Here is a 19,066-nt window from a genome sequence, read left to right on the forward strand (position 1 = left end):
AATAACTTATTTTATTAAGTTAATTAGTTAATCAAGTAATCAATATAAATTATATTTTTAAAATATAATATTTCATCTCTTATGACAGATATGCCGATTTTATTCCCTTCTTTAAACATTAATTGCAAAATAAACTTCTTAATATATAATATATTCAGAAAATTTATAATAAATGCCATGTATAGTATTTAAATTAATAAAAATTTATGAAATATTTATTAATTTTTATTAAAACTTTTTAATAAATATGAAGGAAGTACCTATGAAAGAATTAAGAGAAAAGTATGATAGTTTACGTTTTAATGACGCGGAATACTATAATAGTAAGAATAGACTTATATATACTCTTGAAAGTATAGAAATTATAGAAACCATAATCTTAAAAAACGAAAAGATTAACTCTATGGAAGAGGTGGCGTTTATATTATTAAATTTACAGTTTATCGGCTCAGCACAGGAACAGCTTGCTCGCAACTTTACTGAAAAGCATGTCAAACTTGCAAGCCTGAGTTTTGCACATGCAGAAGGGAAAACAAATAAAAATTGGTTTGGGCATGACAGATTAGCTATAGCTCATGCAACAAATATACAAGAGCTAATATCATATTGGTGCTCAGATAATCAATCAACCTTAGACTATATATTTAAACTAAAAGATACAATTAGAGAAACATTATGCGAAGGCCGTATTTTAGAAGAACCAAGCATATTAACGCTAAATAACAATGTAGAAATTAAGTTTGAAGCCGGGATGCTACCTTTAATATCCCAATCATATCAAGCACCGAATATTAGGAAAGCTTCTGATAAAGCATTATTTAATATTCGAGAAACATATAATTTAATTCGCCCCTTCATAGAACCTAATGATTTAAACCATGATACCTTTATTAAATCACCGCTGAGACAAGCTTTAATTTTACTTGCCGTACAGGTTATCTGGGAAAATCTTAAAGATTATATGCAAAAGAAAAGAATACATAATACTCCTGAGAACTGGCAGCTTTTAAGGGAACATAGAAATAGAATAGCACATGGTTTACTCTTTAGAAACTTAGTAAGGAATACAACTTTATTATGGGAAGATGTAATAAATTTACCCCATATCATTGATATAGAAATGATAGAACATACCTTAAAAGATAAATATAAGGATACTAAAAAACACGAAGATCTGAAAACAATAATTATAAAAACCGATTTAGCTACTAAAGAAAGAGGTAAAAATAAAGAAAAAGAGAAGGAAGTAGAAAGGGCGGTTGTAAAAACAAATCATATAAAGAAAGGGAAAGAAAAAGGAGATAGTCCCTATGGTGTTAACTTATTGTCTATACAATCGCCTGAAGAGATTAGAAGAGGCATAATAAGAGAAATATTCCTTAATCTTACGTCTAAGGATTATGAAGCTTTTACTGATAATATAAAAAGGATTAATATAAATGAACCCTTAATATTTGAGTTAAATGAAGAGGTAAGATATGAAGAACTTATAAGCGGTAGATCATCACGTATTCAAAAAAGATTGGAGCAAAGTAATAAAAAAATAAATTTTATTAGGGATCATCCGGAGCTGTACGCTAAAGAAAATTTAGATATAGATCAGCTTTTAAATTCAGAATCAAAGCTTGCTTATTTAAAAGAAATACTTTTAGAAGAAGCATTCGAACAATTTGGGTTAAATCAAGTTTATGCAGAGTATACTTTTGAGGTTTCTAAAGGATTTGTTTTTGATTTTAACCCCACGTTTAATTCAAAATGTAAAGTCCCTAAAAATTATGCTTTGCATATTTTGTCGTGGTGCCTTTTAAATGGGGACTTAAAAGCTGCTGGAATTTTGCTGGATCATGGGGCAAATATTAATATAACTGTTCTTGATGACTTTACATTTCCGCATTCCTTATTACATGATTATATTAATAGAGAACAAATTGAAGTAATAAAATTTTTATTAAAAAATGGTATAGACCCAAATATTGTTGATAACTTAGGTAATACTCCTTTATCTTTTGCTATCGATACAAATTATAGAGAAGCAATGAACCTGCTGATTAAATTTGGCGCTGATATTGAGTTTACTCCCCGACTTGACATAAAAAAGCTTATATCCACTCCTGGAAGTAAAGATTTTTTACATATAATGGAATCACCCTTTTGTAGAAGTTTAAAAGGAGAACTTGCGATAACGGTTGACCTAATTAAAGCGGTCATCTCTCAAGATGGTTTAGAGAAAATGAAACGAGTTTTATCTGCTAAATCATTAATACTCACCCCGGGGCGTAGAATTTCTACGGATAGCGTTGGGTTCGCATTACATTATAATATTAAAGCATCAAAATTAATTACTACACTTGCAGAAATTTGCATCTATTCTGTAAGTGAATATAGAGCTTTATATGAAGCTATATTGCTTAATAATTCCGAAGGTATTGCGCAATTCTTTGTTGATAAAAATTCTCAAATGATTTGTAATATTTTTAAATATAAAATCCCTATTTTTTTAAGTCATAGAGCAGAATCAGAAGTTAACCCTTTAGGAAAAGAAGGATTAAGCATCTTACAGTTTTCTCAAGCAATGGATTACCCGCAAATAACTGAACAACTTAAACAAATATTTAGCGAGGCGCTTAACGGCATTAAAGCCTTAACTTTTACCGAGCGCCTAGATAATGAAAAAGGAAAACCTGATTCATATAGAGGAGTATAGCAAAGTATATTACATGAAGTTATGCGGCTACAGGCAGTTCAAACTGCTTGAATACAGCGGATAATGCGCTCACCAATTCATCCATCATCTGCTCGGTATGGAACGGGGTTGGGGTAATTCTCAACCTTTCTTTTCCTTTCGGTACGGTCGGGAAATTAATGTGCTGAACATATAATCCATAATCTTCAAGTAACCTGGTTGATATCATTTTTGATAAAATCGGGTCTCCGATATGGACAGGGATTATATGAGTTTCATTTTGATAATATTGTATTTTAACCTTATCAAGCTTCTCTTTTAACTTACTTACTACTTCCTGATGCTTTTTACGTTCAAAATCGGATGTTTTTAAATGTCTGATACTTTGAGTGGCAGCAGCAGCAACCGCAGGCGGAAGCGCAGTGGTAAAAATAAATCCGGGCGCGTAGCTTCTTATTGCATCAATAATTACTTTTTTTCCTGCAATATACCCGCCGATTACCCCATAAGCTTTTGCCATGGTGCCTTGAATAATATCCACCCTATCCATTACCCCTTGCATTTGGGCAATCCCTGCTCCCCTCTCCCCATATAATCCGACTGAGTGGACTTCATCAATATAAGTGAGGGCATTATACTTTGCTGCAAGATCACAAATCTCTTTAACGGGAGCAATATCCCCGAGCATCGAATAAACCGATTCGAATAAAATCAGCTTCGGTCGCCAAATTTGGGTTTCTTTTAAGCTTTTTTCCAGATCTTCAAGATCATTATGTTTAAATACTTTCTTCTCAGCTCTACCATCTTTAACTCCGTGTATCATGGAAGCATGATTAGCTTCATCCGAAAACATAACTACATCGGGTAAAATTTTAGTAAGTGTTGAAAGCGTTGCCTGATTTGCCACATAGCCGGAAGTAAAAACTAAAGCCATTTCCTTTTCATGCAACTCGGACAGTTCTCTTTCAAGCTCAACTATAGGCATACTGTTTCCAGAGATGTTCCTGGTGCCTCCGGCACCCACACCCATAACTTTTGCTGTTTCCACCATTGCTTCAACAACTTTAGGGTGACGACTCATACCTAAATAGTCATTACTACACCATACAGTTATCATTCTATTCAGCCGTGGACAAAACGCTTTAGGCGACGAGTTTTCCGAATATTTTAACTCGGTAAATACTCTGTATCTCCCTTCGTCTTTCACCTTATCTAAGGCTTGCTGAAAAATTTCTAAATACTGCGGCATAATATCATAAAATAAAAAAGGCAGAAAAACACTAACACATTTTCCCGCCTTATGAAATCAAAAAATAATTTTTATTACTCTTTTGTTACAGAAACCTTTACAGCTTTCTTTTGAGAGATTTTAAATGCCACAAAAGCCAAAGTTGCAGCATAACCAAAACATGGGTCTAAAAGTTGAATACCGTGATGGTGTTCAAATGCACCCGCTAAAATCCCGATAGATGATAATACCAGCATTGCTGTGTTTATTTTAGCATTTTCTAAATTTTTACCCAGTAGTGATGCTAATTTTGGTGCAACTGCAAGCGCAAGAATTGCTGCAAGCGGTGCTACATGAAGAAAATTAATTATTGTTTCGAACATATTATGGTCTCCTTGATTAAGTATGTGTATATTTAATATAAATCTGTCTAATGCGCAATTATATATTATTAAAATATATTGACTCATTTATAATTTCAACCTTTGCTTTGATAAATTTTACAGTTAGTGCTATCATACCAGGCACAAAAATGATTTTATTTGTATATGACTTTATTACAACCCATACGCGGCACACATGATATAATGGGTGCAGATGTTAAATTACACAATCATATAACCGAAACTGCTTATAAAATAGCTCAGAACTACGGTTATGAAGAAATACAAACTCCTATATTCGAGAGAAGTGAAGTTTTTCATAGAACTTTAGGTGATACTTCCGATATTGTAAGTAAAGAAACATATACTTTTATCGATAGAGATAAAACCGGTATAACTTTAAGGCCGGAATTTACCGCAGGCATTGCAAGAAGTGTAATTTCTAACGGGTTAACTCAAAACTTACCTCAAAAACTCTTTTCTTCGGGAGCATTATTTCGTCATGAGCGTCCGCAAAAATGTCGTTACCGTCAGTTTCACCAGATTAATTTTGAGTATATAGGTGCTAAAACCGCTTATTCCGACATAGAAACCATAGCACTTGCCAATGAGGTTTTAAGTAAGCTTGGTTTTAACGAGGAAATTACTCTTGAAATCAACACTCTTGGCGATCTTGCAAGCAGAGCGGAATATAAAAAAGCTTTAGTTGCATATTTCAGCAAATATAAAGACAGACTTTCTTTTGACAGCTTGCAGAGATTAGAGAAAAACCCGCTTCGCATATTAGATACTAAAGACGAAGAAGATAAAAAAATCGTTGCAGATGCTCCGCTCCTTTTAGATTATCTTAATGATGAATCTAAGGAGTATTACTACAAGCTGCTGGATGGTATTAAAAAACTAGGTATAAATTATAAAGAAAACCCTAAGATAGTCAGGGGAATGGATTATTATACTCATACCGTATTTGAATTCACTACTACCGAACTCGGCAGTCAAGGTACTGTTCTTGCCGGCGGCAGATATGACGGATTGGTTGAAATCATGGGAGGGCCTTCAATTCCTGCAATAGGCTTTGCAGCAGGGATTGAACGCTTAGCTGAACTTATAAAACTTAAAGGCTTTAATTCGCCTATCGATAAAAATTTTTACTTTATTGCAATCGGTGAGGTTGCCGAGCAAAATGCATATGTGTTATTAAATAATTTGAGAAAAGCCGGGTTTAGAATATTTGCAGAGTATAGCGGCAATATTTCAAAAAGATTTAAGAAAGCTAACTCTCTAAATGCCGTAGCTACTCTTATCTTCGGTGATGAAGAATGTATAAAGAATGTAATAAAAGTTAAAAATATGATTTCAGGAGTTGAAGAAACAATTCCTTTGGATAAACTAAATCAATATCTAGGAAAATTTTAGGAGAAACAGGGTGAGTGCTCACATAATAGTATTAGGAAATGAAAAAGGCGGCAGCGGTAAAACTACTTCAGCAATGCATTTAATCATCAGCTTATTAAAACTTGGGTTTCGAGTCGGATCAATTGATATTGATTCCAGACAGCAATCTTTAACTCGCTATATAGAGAACAGAGCGCTTAGTAAAACTAAGAACAATCTTAATTTAGAAGTCCCTGAGCATATAGTAATTGCTAAAAGCAAAAACCCTAACATAATTGAAGGGAATAAAGAGGAAGAGGAAAAGTTTTTAAGCGCACTTAATAAATTAAAAGAAAACAATGATTTTATTGTTATTGATACTCCCGGAAGTGATGCGCCCTTAAGTCGTATTGCTCACTCGTATGCCGATACCTTAGTCACCCCGATAAATGAAAGCTTTATTGATGTAGACTTATTGGGTAAAATCAGTGCAGATAATTTGGAGGTAATAACACCCGGGATTTATAGCGCAATGTTTTGGGAACAAAAATTAAGAAAAGCTGCTAGAAATCGTGGAGAAATAAGGTGGGTGGTAGTTAAAAACCGAGTATCCTCTCTTGATACGTTAAATCGGAGAAATATTGAAGCTTCCCTAGTTAAGCTTGCGAAAAAACTCGGTTTTATTGTAGCTCCGGGGTTCAGTGATAGAGTAATCTTTAAAGAACTTTTCTTACACGGCCTTACCTTACATGATGCGGGAACAACTAATTTAGTTAGAATAAACACCTCTATGATAGCAGCAAGGCAGGAACTTAGAGAATTTATTCAAGCATTAAAAATAAAGGAAATTGCTGAAAAAATTGCCGCTTAAAGATATAAATTTTTTAATTGATCAAATTAAGTAGAGTTACTTTTAAAGCAACTCTACTGCCGGTTTTATATTATTATTTATGATAAGCAATTAACTGTGAAGCAGATTATTCACCATAAGAGCATACAAAGGTATAGTAAAATAAGTTGAATATCTAACGCGTTTATATAAATACAATAAGTTAAGTTTAATATGACTATATAGCCTGCAACTGAAAATCAGATAATAAAAATAGTAAGAGGCACGCGCCTCGCGGCCATTTATAGTGCGTGCGCTTTATAAATGACATAGTCATTTATACGCAAACCTAGTTTGATTTTTTATAGTTTAACTATGCTCCATGTATGTAGAATATTCAACTTAATGTACTATATACGGTTTTAGTTTTTTAATTCATAAATATCAAAATATTTACTCTCAATTTATCTAAATAGAATAATAATACAAAAGGAGTTTTTTGGAAAATCTCTCAAATTCCTCTGGATACTGATTTATCACTTTTTTCTTCATTTTCTTTACGTTTCTTTCCTGCTTGTTTATTTATGATATCGCTGATAAATTTAGGTTTTTCTCCTTTATCTATTTTCTCTTCAGTTTTTAAACTTAATATCTGCTCATGAGGCCTTTTTTTTCTGGAGATTTTTTCTGATTGCTTCTCAGGAGCTACTTTTTCTTTTTTGGAAACAGTTTTATTTTCAATATTGAATTTCTCAATACTATCCGAAATCATACTTAATTCTTCTGTTGATTTTGAAAATGTTTTATTTTTTAATGCTTCTATTTCACTTTTTAATAATTCATTTTCTACTCCGGTTTGTTCTTTTTCATTATTAGCTTTTGTTAAAGCTTCCTCTAACATTTTACTTTTCTCAAAATAATAATTTTTTGTAATATCTCCTTTATATTCTTTAGGTATTTCTGACCCATACTTTTCATCTATACATTTAACAAATTCATCATAATGCCTTTTTATCGCATACATCAGCGGTGTTTCATGCTCTAAATTAGGAAAATGCGGATCAAGCTTACATGTATTTACTAAGAACTCAAACGTGGAGATTTTATTTCCTAAAACGGCAAAATGAACCGCGCTTTCACCGAATTTATTTGCTGTAAATTTATCAAAACCATGGTTTACAAGAACATCAATTATATCATTTTGCCCCAAATAAGCAGCTAAATGCAATGCCTTTCGACCTCTATTATCAATGGTATTCTGAAGCAAAGGCAATACCTTCTGCTTGGAAGCCTTAGATAATATTTTCTCCAGCTCTTCTTTATCACCTTTTTCTATATAAGAAAAAAACTTATCTTTAGTTCTATTATCCAAAATTTTATTTTTATCCAGCATGCTTTGTACCCAAATTGATATTTACATTAATTTAAATACAATAAAATATTTAAAAAATAAATAAGAACACTAAATAAATTTTAGCTTTTTTATAAATCGGCAATAGTATTAGTTACCTAAATAATATTAATAAGAATGTATTACGTTTGTAACCACGCCCCAAATCACTATACTTTCTTTATCAGTGATATCTATCGGCTGAAATTCGGAATTCTCAGGAAGAAGCAAGATTTTTTCCTTATCTTTATAAAGTCGTTTTACCGTCAGCTCACCTTCAATTGCCGCGATCACTATTTTACCGTGCTGCGGTTCCAAACTTCTATCGACTACTAAAAGGTCATCAGGGTGTATTCCGGCATTAATCATTGAAAGACCGGTAGCACGTACCAGATATGTTGAATCAGGGCTCTTCACAAGGTATTCATTTAGGTCAAGCATATTTTCAATATTATCATCCGCAGGTGAAGGGAATCCGGCCGCTACCTTAGAGCTATAGAGGGGTAATCTACAAGGCGGGCGGTCAAGTATGGTTAACACTTCCTCAATCCGGGTAACCGGCACTCTTATCGGTTTAGTCGGCTCGCCGTATTTACTCCCTGCCCCGCGCGGCCTACCTGATCCTTCTCTTTTTCCGCCCCATATAACATTCATATACTAACCTCAATATTCTACGATTTATTTCCAAACAAATAGTTTTTATAATATAGATTATCGTACATTATTCAAGTTAGTTTTACATTAATTATTTTTAAAACAATATAAAGTTTATTTGCCGTAATTAACCTGAGCTTCTTACAATTAAACGGTATACTCAAAACTATAAACCATATACAAAGTATACCGGTTTAAAATTATTTACATTTTATTTATAAACCGTAAGCTGCGAAAGCATCATCAAATTTTGTTTTTTGGCGTTTTGCTTCAGCACTTTTGATTTTTTTGACCCAACCGGTTACTATTTCTTGCGATGGAGGACAATAAAGTTCTTTTAAGCTTTTATTACCTCTGGTTTTTTCAATTCTTTCTACTAAATCTTGGGGAATATTACCTTCTTTTTTATGGTAATAAAAATTTTCTTTAAAGACCGAACGATTAGGGTTACCTCTTAACCCCTCATTAAAAAGTTGAAGCAAACTATCAGTTAAGGATGGTATATGGCGAGCAGCCTTGTTGAGCAATTCTTTGGTACTTTTACATTCTATTGAAGATGTCACTGCTTCAATTTGAGGATCGTTAGTAAATAAATTTACATCCGGCCTGATTAAATATCCTATCCAATCTATGCCTTTAAGTGCTGCGCGTTCTAATAGACTTGTACCGTATTGATCTTTTATATTAATATCTGCATCTTTATCCAGCAAGCATTGAATAAGCTCTCCGTCTTGAGGACTAGCTTTACTTATTCCTACCTGCATTAAGGCAGTATTGCCTTTATTATCCTGTAAATTTACATCAGCACCTTTATCAAGCAAGCATTTTACAATTTCCAAATGCGCCCCCCTTACTGCGTACATTAATGGCGTCATACCCCTATTATTCTTTTTATTTATATCAGCACCGTTATCCACTAAGCACTCTATAATTTTTAAGGCTTTTTGCTTCGCAAAATGTATCAATGCTGTTTTATTCTCAACATTCTTTACTTCTAATCTTACAACCTCTAAAATCCCTTCCTCGACAGCATACATTAATGCTGTATTACCCTCGCTATCAGTCGCATTTATATCTTGACCTCGGGTTATAAGCTCTTTTACTTTTTCGCTATTTTGGTTTGCAGCATCTATAAACAGCCTAATACTAAGCTGCGTAATATTGTTGTTATTATAATAATTTCTCATTTTTCATTATGTATAATTAAAAAAGCATTATAACACTCCATTTAGCAGTATATAACTGCATTTTATTTAAAACTTCGTTAAGGTTATCTACAATTTGTATTACAAAATTTATGCTTGGAAGGTAACAATTTAAGGTTAAACGTAAGAAATATCGAATGATGTCTATAAATAATATTATGAATATTTCAATTTAAATATACTCTTTTTAAAGAAAATTAAATTTTTGTTAAGGCTTTGAACAATAAAGAAAATCTATTAATTTTCATAAAGCAAATTGACTTTCTCATCATTGAAATTTTCTTAATAGAATATTACTTAGTAACAAAATTAAAATTACTTATATGTAGGTTTTCAGGTTGAGTTAATAAACGTTTATTAGCTCATCCCACCTGGTCGTATACCTTGGAGATAATAAATCAGCCTTTACCTTCCATTCTTTCTTAACGCCTTCAGCTGCATGCTGCACTAAGCGCTTACCGAATTTTTTATTTAGTTCATCAACCGCTTCCATAAGAGCAGCCGATCTTAACCCCCTCTCTACGTTATATTCCTCCGTTATATCCCGCTGAAGGTAATTTTCCCTTACTATATCTAGTAAAACTACTCCTGCTTTTTTATACTGGAATCCGCGCTTATATATTGCTTCCAGGCCTTTTATTGCCGCACTAATAAGCGCACCCGTATCTGAAGTCGGATAGGTAAGTTCAATTAGTTTACCCTTGTTATGTTGTGTAGTATCTCTAAAACGATCAGTCCTGATATAAATATATATCCCATATGCTTTAGAGTTTTGCCTTCTTAGCTTTCTTGCAGCATTTGCCGTATATGAAGCAATTGCTTCCCTTAACTCACTTAGCTCGCTTACACTCCTGCCAAATGTGCGGGTAGAAGATATTGATTTCTTGGTCTCAATCTCTTCAAGCTCTAAACAGGATAGCCCTTTTAGTTCATATATTATTCGCTCAATCACCACCGAGAAATGCTTCCTAATAAAAGTAGCACTTGCTAGTTTCAAATCATAAGCAGTTCTGATCCCGAATTTAAGTTCTAATTTCATACCCCATTGATTACCGATACCCCAAACCTTATTAATATTTAAAGCTTGCAAAGTTAAATTAATATCTTCTTCATGCAATAATCCAAATACTCCGTTCTCAGATTTTTTAGCTACTTCTCCGGCTGCTTTTGCCAAAGTCTTAGTATAACTGAGACCAATTGAAACCGGTATCCCTGTCCAAAGCATTACCTTGCCTCGAAGCATTACACAAAATGCAAGAGGGTCAGCTATGCCGGTTAGATCAATGAAGGCTTCATCTATTGAGTATATCTCAATACTCGGTACAAATGCTTCGAGTGTAGCCATAACTCTTCTTGAGATATCCCCGTAAAGTTCAAAATTAGAAGAGTGAGCAATTATTTTATGTCTTTTACATAAAGCTTGAAATTTAAAATAAGGGGCACCCATCGGTATGCCGAGCAATTTTGCTTCATTTGAACGGGAGATAACGCAACCATCATTATTAGATAAAACTACGACAGGTTTATCTATATAAGATGGACTGAACAATCTTTCACACGAAACATAAAAATTGTTACAGTCCACTAATGCAATAAACCTCTTCATTGTATTTAAAATCTATGGATAACCGCAGTTACAACTCCCCATACCGATATGTTCGGCTTATTTGTAATATCAATGGCGTTGTAATCATCGTTTTCCGGAAGTAACAATATGCTGCCGTTATCGTTATAATATCTTCTCACTATCAACCCTCCTCCGAATGTCGCCACCACAATCTTACCGTTTTCCGGCTCAACGCTTCTATCGACAATTAATAAATCACCCGGATATATACCGACATTCATCATTAGCACCCCAACTGCACGCATGAAATACGTAGAAGGAGGATTTTTAACCAAGCAATCAGTAAGATTGATTAAGTCCTCTACAAACTCATCGGCAAAAGCAGGCGAACCCGCTGCAACCTTAGAGCTGAAGAAGGGCAAGGTCATAGAATTATATCCTGAAAAGAAGAATTTCTTTTCCATCATATTGATAGGATCTATGTATTCCTCCACATCTTCCTTGCAATTAATATCCGCATTAATAAGTAGCTTTAATTCAGTTTTTAATGTATTTAAATTATTATGCATATCATTCCTCGGTATGTTTCCAATTTATGTTTTTTATTATATATGATATCCGTACACTAATCAAGAAGAGATGTGTTAAATATCGAAGACTGCTTAAATTATAAGTTTGAAAATCGTTTAAAGCGGATATATAACCCTTTAAATAAAAAATAACTTATTATTAAAAAACTATGAGACATCAAGAAATAACGTTAATTCAACTAGCGTCCTTAGGAAAAACGTATGAAATTGAGACCTTAATAAGAGAAGAAAAAGATATTAATATAAAAGCTCGAGGGTTTATTAATGGTCAACCTTATACGGCGCTAATCGCTGCCGCTGAAGCAGGCCATGCGAATGTGGTAGAAATATTATTAAACAAACATCAAAAACCCGGCATTGTAAACAGGATGCTCAGCTGGCTTGCAGGGACATCCCAGGATGAATATATTATTGCTTTAGGTAAAGCGGCACGCAATGGCCATTTAGGAGTAGTAAAGTTACTGCTGAAGCAAGGTTTAGATTTAAATAAACAAGCTAAAGATGGTGAAACACTATTGATAACCGCAGCTAAAAGCGGTCATGACGAAATAGTTAAAGAACTTTTAAGTAAAGGCGCAGATTTCAATCTAGAAGACAAAAGTAAAGGCACCGCCTTAATATACGCCGCCGAACACGGACATAGAGAAACATTGGAAATACTTTTAGAGAAAAAATTAGCAAAAAGCTTTTTTACAAGAATATTTGAACCCTTATTAAAATGGTTTATAAAACCGAATGATAATAATACCGAATACAGCAAAGCTTTTCTAAAGGCAATAGAAAATGACCATAAAGAAACAGCGGAAATGTTGCTGAGTAAAGGTTTGAATATAGATATTCAAGGGGAGTTAGGTTATAAAACACTAATAGCCGCAGCAAAAACCGGTAGCGTAGAGCTGGTAAGTATTGCTTTAAATAACGGCATAGATCCCGATAAGCAAGATAAGTTTGGTTACACTGCATTAATGTACGCTGCAGAAAACGGTCATATAGAAGTGGTAGCAAAACTATTAAACAAGAAGGCTAATATAAATGCTTACCGCAATGATAATAGAACAGCATTAATGCTTGCAGTGAAAAAAGAGTATAAGGAAATAGTAAAATTATTATTAGATAATGATGCTAATCCAAATACAAGGGATGTATTTAGTTTTAAAACTTCATTAATAATTGCAGCCGAGAATGGAAATTTAGAGATAGCAGCATTACTTATAAAAGCAGGAGCTGATATTAATATTACAGATAATCACGGCAGAACAGCTAAAGAACTGACGGGAAATATTGATATAAAAAAATTACTTGAAAAGTTTGATGCTTATAAGAAAGAGCAGAAAGAAAAGATGCCATCGTTATTAAATATAACAACTCAATATATTTCTAACCGTCTAATGAAAAATCAGGATTTTAAAAAATCTTATGAAACTTACAAAGAGAAATCCAAGCTTAACTTAGAAGCAATTGAATTGATTAATGATTGTATACCTAATAGAGCTTTAAACACCGTTACACCTTATGATCCTACTAAATCCATGGTAAATAACTGGGTTGCTCAGATAGATGGCGAAAAAAAATTATTTGAATACTCTTTCGCTGGAAAAACAAAAGAAATTAAGTATTTACTAAGGAGTGTAGAGAAAATTAATGTCAATGTTCAAAGTAACTGGCCGATCAACTCAAGTTATACACCATTAATGCTGGCAGCCATCAGGACTTCAAAGCTTTGTTATGCCGCTATGTTAATGCTTGTAATGACAGGTCACCTGACATTACATGAGTCAGAAAACACAAACCCTATTAAAACAGTAGCAACTCTATTAAAAGCAGGGGCGGATCCGGATATAATGAATAATAAAGGCCAAACGGCCAAAGACCTCACTCAATCAGAAAATGTTAAGCAACTGCTTGAAAAGGTTTCAGAATACAGAAAAATCAAGCAGGAAAAAGCAGCAGCTCAAGGAGTACCGTTTTCAATAAACAAGAAAAAAATAAGCAGCTGGGCCAAACAAATAGAGCAGGAAAACACCGCTTCACAAGACATGCAGCTTAACTGATAGAACTCTTCTTTAGCTTCATTAATCAATTTATTTTATGTTATCTACTTGAATGCTGTCTATATTTAAATTAAACTAAATTTAAATAGTTAAGTATTTGGAAATGAAAGCATTTAATTCTTATGACGCTGTGAAGAAGTTAACTGATAGAGGGGTTCCTGAGGATCAAGCAAGTGAGATTATTAATGCCATTATGGTTAGCAAAGAACATAGTTCGACTAATGATACAGCTAACAATCAGGGCACAAAAGTAGAACAGGAGCTCGCTTTAATCAGAAAAGATATTGAAATACTTAGAAGTGAAATAGCTACTAAATCCGAACTCAGTGAAATAAAAACCGAATTGGTGGAGATTAATTCGGAACTCAAACAGGATATCGCAAATACAAGGGTAGAGATAAAGCAGGAAATAAATGATTCAGTAAATGAACTTAAGCAGGAAATCGCAAGCACCAAAGCTGAGATAAAACAGGGAATTATTGATTCTACAAATCAACTTAAGCAGGATATCAGCAGCGCAAAACAAGAAGCTTTTGAAGCAAAGTTAGAGATCAAAGAAATTAAAAGAGATTTTCTGAAATGGATTATACCTTTTTTTATTGCATTTGCAGTGGTTATTATCGTTAAGAATTTTCCTATTTAGGCATGTCTATTCCCCTCTCGCTTAATCCTAAATTTTTATAGTAAATTAAGCTATAAATCTGACAACAAATACTCTTAGCCTATTGGTTGTACAAAAAATGATATACATAAAAATTATTTAATAACTTTTATGAGCGCTATCCCTTTAAAGGGAGAGAGGGGTGAGCTACTATTAATTTAATTAATTTTCGATAATAAATCATTAGGGTTGCCTGAAGTTTTATTCAAATAAATGTGTAAGATATTCAATTCAATTCAATTCAATTTAATTTATCTGACATAGAATGCATTTAAGCAAAATTTTGTTTTAGCCAACGAAATAAATTTTTAAATAGCCCGTCATTATTTGAACTTCTTAAACCGAACGGGTCCATGGAATTCTCCGTTTCGGTTAAGTGTACCAACATCCCAACCGGAGTCGCAAATGAAACTCCGCTTGAATTTTCTCCCAATCCTTCAAGTTTTATCGGGTAGCCTACCCTAACGGTTTTAGAAAATATATGCCCGACCAACTCTTTCATACCGGAAAGTTGGCAAGCCCCCCCTGTGATAACTATCTTATTTCCACCCTGCCTACTCACTCCGCTTTCATCTAGCTTGTGCTGTATAATCTCTAAAATCTCTTCAACTCTGGCACGGATTATTTCAATCAGCATAGTTTTAGGTACAACATTCATCTCACTATCATCATCATCAGTTAAAGGAACCTCTACAATTTCCCGCTCATCAGAGGGAGTTACAATAACTCCGCCATAAAGGTTTTTTACCCGCTCTGCATTAGTAAAATCAGTGCAAAGCCCTCTTGCAATATCATTAGTAACATTAATTCCACCAAGCGGAACCCCATCGGTAAAAATTAAATTACCTCTGCTAAAAACTGAAACCGAGGTACAACTACCTCCGAATTCAATTAAAGTTACCCCTAAATCCATTTCATCAGCGGTTAGGCATGATATCCCGCTTGCATAAGCCGAAGAAATATAACCCTCCACTTCCAGTTGGCATCTTGCCGCACAATTAGCAATATTTAACAATGTACTTGCTTGCCCGGAAATAATATGGAAATCACAGGAAATTTTATTACCGTACATACCAAGGGGGCTTTCAATCCCCCTATTCCCGTCAAGCATATAATCATACGGAAATGAATGAATGATCTCTATTTCCTGGTCGTTATATTTATCGATCACTTGGAAAAGCAACTTATTTAATATCTTCTCATTTATTTCATGCCCGGTCACCACCATTTCAGATGGCACTCTATGTGAAATTAAATTATTGGAAGTCATCCCGATATAAATCTTCTGTATGCTTTCGCCGGCGAGTTTTTCAGCCGCTTCTACCGCGTAAATGATTGATTTTTCGGTTGCTTTAATATCAGTTATAATTCCGGCTCTAATGCCGTGGGATGCATGATGCCCGACGCCGAGTATTTCAATTCTCCCTTGGGTACCCATTCGAGCTATAAAACAAACTACCTTAGAGCTTCCGAGATCTAATACAGCCACAATGTTACTTCTTTGTTTAGGCATAATTTATGCTTCCCGTTATCCGTCTTTTGATTTGTATTCAATATAAATTTTATCAGGGATGAGCCTTAAATCAATAACACTCAAATCATTATTTTTATATTTAACTATATTTGCAAGAATTTCCAATGATTTCTCTACATTAACTTCCGGCAACTTCACTTGTAAATCTCCTTGTAAGTAAAGATCCCACCTTCTATTACCAATTTTAATAATTGATAATACCTGGTTTGATAATTTGTTATGAAACAGCATATCTTGAATAGCATGATAATCTTTATTAGCATCTTCTCCTACTATCAGCAAATAGCCGGTTTTAAGGCTATTTTCCGATACTTTTTCTATAACAAACCCGCTATGGTCAACCAAATAAAACTTTCCTTTATGCCACCAAATCGCACTCGGCACTCTTTCTTTAATTGAAATTTTTATTTTTGACGGAAATATCCTACTTAAGCTTGCTCCTTCAATCCAAGGATTGGTTTTAAGCTTTTCTCTAAGAGAGATTAAGTCTATATCAAATATATTTTTAACTTCATCTAATTCGGCAGTTTTTAGAACTTGATTATAACTTAGTTTATTTACTCCTAATATTTCAACCTCATCCAAAGTAAAAGCTTTCTGTTTTAAAAACTTATTCGGCAAGCTTGAGATATTTTCAAAAGCACCATGAGGAAAAATGTAATAACTGACTATGCTTAAAAAAACTAAAGTAAAAATTTTCAGCTTAAAAGTTCTTAGTCTTTGTGCTTTTGCTTTAAGCAAAGTTTGTCGTGATTTAATTTTATAAGTTTGCTGCTTCATTTTTTAATTAATTTCATACTTAGCATCACTTATTAACTGCTCCACTAAATCTTTCATAGTTAGGCCAACTCTTAATATCAGATCCGGTACCATTGAATACTTGGTAAGCCCAGGGTGCGTGTTAATCTCAAGGAAGTATAGTCCTTCGCTACCTTGGTTTTCATTATATCTGAAATCGCATCTGCTTACTGTTCTGCACCCCAGTGCTTCATGTACGACTTCAGCATATTTTAGCGCTTTTTTATAAACATCTTCGGGAATTTCCGCCGGAAATATATGATCGGTAACCCCATCGGTATATTTTGCTTCATAATCTAAAAACTTGACTTTCGGTCTCAGTTCAAGCACACCTAAAGCTCTGCCGTTAAAATATGCTACACTTAGCTCTTTACCGGGAATAAATTCCTCAATTAAAAGCTGATTACCATACTTCCAATCTTTATAATCAAACTGGAAATTATCACCTTCTTTTATGATATGCACACCCAAACTTGAACCTTGCTGCACAGGTTTAATTACATACGGTTTTGGAAATAAACCCTCTTTAGCTTTAGATGCTTCGACTACTTCTTCTAAGGTAACAACTTTTCCGGGCGCAACCTTAACACCCCTGCTTGCCACTATTTCTCTGGTCATCCTTTTATTAATCCCAATCGCAGAAGCCATAATTCCTGAATGCGTATAAGGGATTTTCATAGTTTCCAATACCCCTACTATAGCGCCGTCTTCTCCATAAGTTCCATGTAACGCATTAAACACAACATCAGGCTTGACCTCAGCAAGCTTTATTGCAAAATCTTCTTTCGGATCTATAATACTCACCTTATATCCTAGCTCATTTAGAATCTTAACGACTTCTTCGCCTGACATTATAGAAACGTCATGCTCGGCTGATAGTCCGCCCATTAATACTGCTACATGCTTAAACTTATTACTCATATATTTTTTTCTTCCCTCTCATAGTATTGGAATTCTTCCAAATAATTTTTGAGCACTCCTTGCTCATGAAAAATATTTTCTGCTTCTTTTAAATCCTTAGGCAGTAATTGTAAAGCATACTGTTCATCAAATGCATTTCCATAGATTCTTTCATAATATAGATTCTCATTTTTCAAACCATGCAATGCCCCGATTAATATAAAAGCAATCACTTTTTCAAGCGATGCATTTGCCGAAGGCACCCTAAGTTCGATTCTTCTAAACTCAGGTTTACTATCAGGAACCCTAATTGCGGTTGTTCGGTTATTTCCTCCCCAACTAATATTAATTGGAGCCATAAATTTTGCACTAAATCTACTAAAATCTTTCTCACCCCCAAAAAAATATATTCCTTCCCTTATAATATCAAGTATTCCGTATATGCATTTCTTTAATTCGTAACTCTGATTGGTATCAGCTAATGAAAAAATTTTTTTCTCTTCTTTATTAAGAAAATTTAGATGTACATGCAGTGAAGAACCATAATCCTTCGGGAACGGCTTCGGGTCAAAATTAACCAAGAAACCGCATGCTTTGGAATAATTTCCTAAAATGGCTTTCAGCTCCTCCAGGTAAGTTGTCAGCATGGGTAGATCAGAGGTATAGTTTGAATGCACCTCAAATTGCCCCCTTCCCTTCTCTTCTTCAAGTATTATGTTTTGTTCAGCCAAAAGCTGCCTAAGCAGAGAAGCTTGAGGATGATCAATTTGATTACCCTTTAAATCAGTAAGATAAAACTCAAGTTCAAAACCGATTTGAGGAGTAAGGTTGAGAGTAGAAAAAAGCTCATCCTGCAAATTAAGAATGAGCTTTTTTAAATTTCCGGTAACCACAACTTATTTTATTTCTGAATTTATCCAATCACTTAATGTACTCTTAGGCATAGATCCAACTTTTGTCGCAATATGCTTGCCGTCTTGGAACAGCATTAACGTTGGTATGCCGCGAACGCCCATTTTAGTCGGGGTATCCGGGTTTTCATCAATATTCATTTTTAATACTTTAACTTGGTTTTCAAATTCGGAAGCAATTTCATCAACAATCGGGCTCAGCTGCCTGCATGGACCACACCATTCTGCCCAAAAATCAACTAATGCATATCCTTTATGTTCTTTTACTTCTTTTTCAAAAGTTGTATCGGTTACTGAATTTGACATTA

17 protein-coding genes are annotated in these 19,066 nt (G+C 34.0%); 5 read left to right on the plus strand and 12 right to left on the minus strand.

Going from position 1 to position 19,066, the window contains the following annotated elements; genetic code table 11:
- Window positions 1-262 precede the first annotated feature (262 nt).
- On the plus strand, window positions 263-2,704 hold the full coding sequence (locus NF27_RS06655; protein WP_039457248.1) for an ankyrin repeat domain-containing protein: 2,442 nt from the start codon (window positions 263-265) through the stop codon (window positions 2,702-2,704).
- A gap of 19 nt (window positions 2,705-2,723) precedes the next feature.
- On the opposite strand, the gene hemA is transcribed toward NF27_RS06655, so the two are convergent.
- Window positions 2,724-3,932, minus strand: coding sequence for a 5-aminolevulinate synthase (gene hemA / locus NF27_RS06660; protein ID WP_039457251.1), 1,209 nt, complete (start codon window positions 3,930-3,932; stop codon window positions 2,724-2,726).
- Between the two features lie 74 nt (window positions 3,933-4,006).
- Window positions 4,007-4,294 (minus strand): hypothetical protein, encoded by a 288-nt coding sequence (locus NF27_RS06665; RefSeq protein WP_152606861.1) that lies wholly within the window; start codon window positions 4,292-4,294, stop codon window positions 4,007-4,009.
- A 165-nt stretch (window positions 4,295-4,459) separates the two neighbouring features.
- Between NF27_RS06665 and hisS the strand changes: the two genes are divergently transcribed.
- Window positions 4,460-5,710 (plus strand): histidine--tRNA ligase, encoded by a 1,251-nt coding sequence (gene hisS / locus NF27_RS06670; RefSeq protein WP_039457256.1) that lies wholly within the window; start codon window positions 4,460-4,462, stop codon window positions 5,708-5,710.
- A gap of 10 nt (window positions 5,711-5,720) precedes the next feature.
- A complete protein-coding gene (locus NF27_RS06675) occupies window positions 5,721-6,539 on the plus strand; it encodes a division plane positioning ATPase MipZ (protein ID WP_039457259.1) in 819 nt (272 codons plus the stop codon).
- A gap of 469 nt (window positions 6,540-7,008) precedes the next feature.
- Here the strand turns inward: NF27_RS06675 and NF27_RS06680 are convergent, their stop codons facing one another.
- The 5 genes from NF27_RS06680 to NF27_RS06700 form a co-directional block, all read right to left on the minus strand.
- Window positions 7,009-7,890 (minus strand): ankyrin repeat domain-containing protein, encoded by an 882-nt coding sequence (locus NF27_RS06680; protein WP_039457262.1) that lies wholly within the window; start codon window positions 7,888-7,890, stop codon window positions 7,009-7,011.
- 126 nt (window positions 7,891-8,016) lie between these two features.
- Window positions 8,017-8,541 carry a LexA family protein gene (locus NF27_RS06685; RefSeq protein WP_039457264.1) on the minus strand — a complete coding sequence of 175 codons (525 nt, stop codon included), beginning with the start codon at window positions 8,539-8,541 and terminating at the stop codon, window positions 8,017-8,019.
- Between the two features lie 215 nt (window positions 8,542-8,756).
- Window positions 8,757-9,728, minus strand: a complete 972-nt coding sequence (locus NF27_RS06690; RefSeq protein ID WP_039457268.1) for an ankyrin repeat domain-containing protein — start codon at window positions 9,726-9,728, stop codon at window positions 8,757-8,759.
- Between the two features lie 361 nt (window positions 9,729-10,089).
- On the minus strand, window positions 10,090-11,352 hold the full coding sequence (locus NF27_RS06695; protein WP_039457271.1) for a Y-family DNA polymerase: 1,263 nt from the start codon (window positions 11,350-11,352) through the stop codon (window positions 10,090-10,092).
- Between the two features lie 5 nt (window positions 11,353-11,357).
- Window positions 11,358-11,882: a LexA family protein gene (locus NF27_RS06700; RefSeq protein WP_084212843.1), complete on the minus strand. Its 525-nt coding sequence runs from the start codon at window positions 11,880-11,882 to the stop codon at window positions 11,358-11,360.
- Between the two features lie 170 nt (window positions 11,883-12,052).
- On the opposite strand from NF27_RS06700, the gene NF27_RS06705 reads away from it, so the two are divergent.
- Window positions 12,053-13,954 (plus strand): ankyrin repeat domain-containing protein, encoded by a 1,902-nt coding sequence (locus NF27_RS06705; protein WP_039457273.1) that lies wholly within the window; start codon window positions 12,053-12,055, stop codon window positions 13,952-13,954.
- 103 nt (window positions 13,955-14,057) lie between these two features.
- A complete protein-coding gene (locus tag NF27_RS06710; protein ID WP_039457277.1) occupies window positions 14,058-14,597 on the plus strand; it encodes a coiled-coil domain-containing protein in 540 nt (179 codons plus the stop codon).
- A gap of 289 nt (window positions 14,598-14,886) precedes the next feature.
- Here the strand turns inward: NF27_RS06710 and ftsA are convergent, their stop codons facing one another.
- Genes ftsA through trxA form a run of 5 tightly spaced genes read right to left on the minus strand, consistent with a single transcriptional unit; the run spans window position 14,887 to window position 19,064 of the window.
- Window positions 14,887-16,128, minus strand: a complete 1,242-nt coding sequence (ftsA, locus tag NF27_RS06715; protein WP_039457280.1) for a cell division protein FtsA — start codon at window positions 16,126-16,128, stop codon at window positions 14,887-14,889.
- A gap of 15 nt (window positions 16,129-16,143) precedes the next feature.
- Window positions 16,144-16,929 carry a cell division protein FtsQ/DivIB gene (locus tag NF27_RS06720; protein ID WP_039457282.1) on the minus strand — a complete coding sequence of 262 codons (786 nt, stop codon included), beginning with the start codon at window positions 16,927-16,929 and terminating at the stop codon, window positions 16,144-16,146.
- Window positions 16,930-16,932: 3 nt separating this feature from the next.
- A complete protein-coding gene (locus NF27_RS06725) occupies window positions 16,933-17,868 on the minus strand; it encodes a D-alanine--D-alanine ligase (protein ID WP_039457284.1) in 936 nt (311 codons plus the stop codon).
- Complete coding sequence (locus NF27_RS06730) at window positions 17,865-18,740, minus strand: type I glutamate--ammonia ligase (RefSeq protein WP_039457285.1); 876 nt, start codon at window positions 18,738-18,740, stop codon at window positions 17,865-17,867. The genes NF27_RS06725 and NF27_RS06730 overlap by 4 nt, the downstream gene beginning before the upstream one ends.
- A 3-nt stretch (window positions 18,741-18,743) precedes the next feature.
- The gene (trxA, locus tag NF27_RS06735) at window positions 18,744-19,064 is read right to left on the minus strand and encodes a thioredoxin (RefSeq protein WP_038538346.1); all 321 of its coding nucleotides are present in this window, start codon (window positions 19,062-19,064) and stop codon (window positions 18,744-18,746) included.
- Window positions 19,065-19,066: the final 2 nt, after the last annotated feature.

Source organism: Candidatus Jidaibacter acanthamoeba (assembly GCF_000815465.1).
In the GTDB taxonomy this organism is placed as follows: Bacteria; Pseudomonadota; Alphaproteobacteria; order Rickettsiales; family Midichloriaceae; genus Jidaibacter; species Jidaibacter acanthamoebae.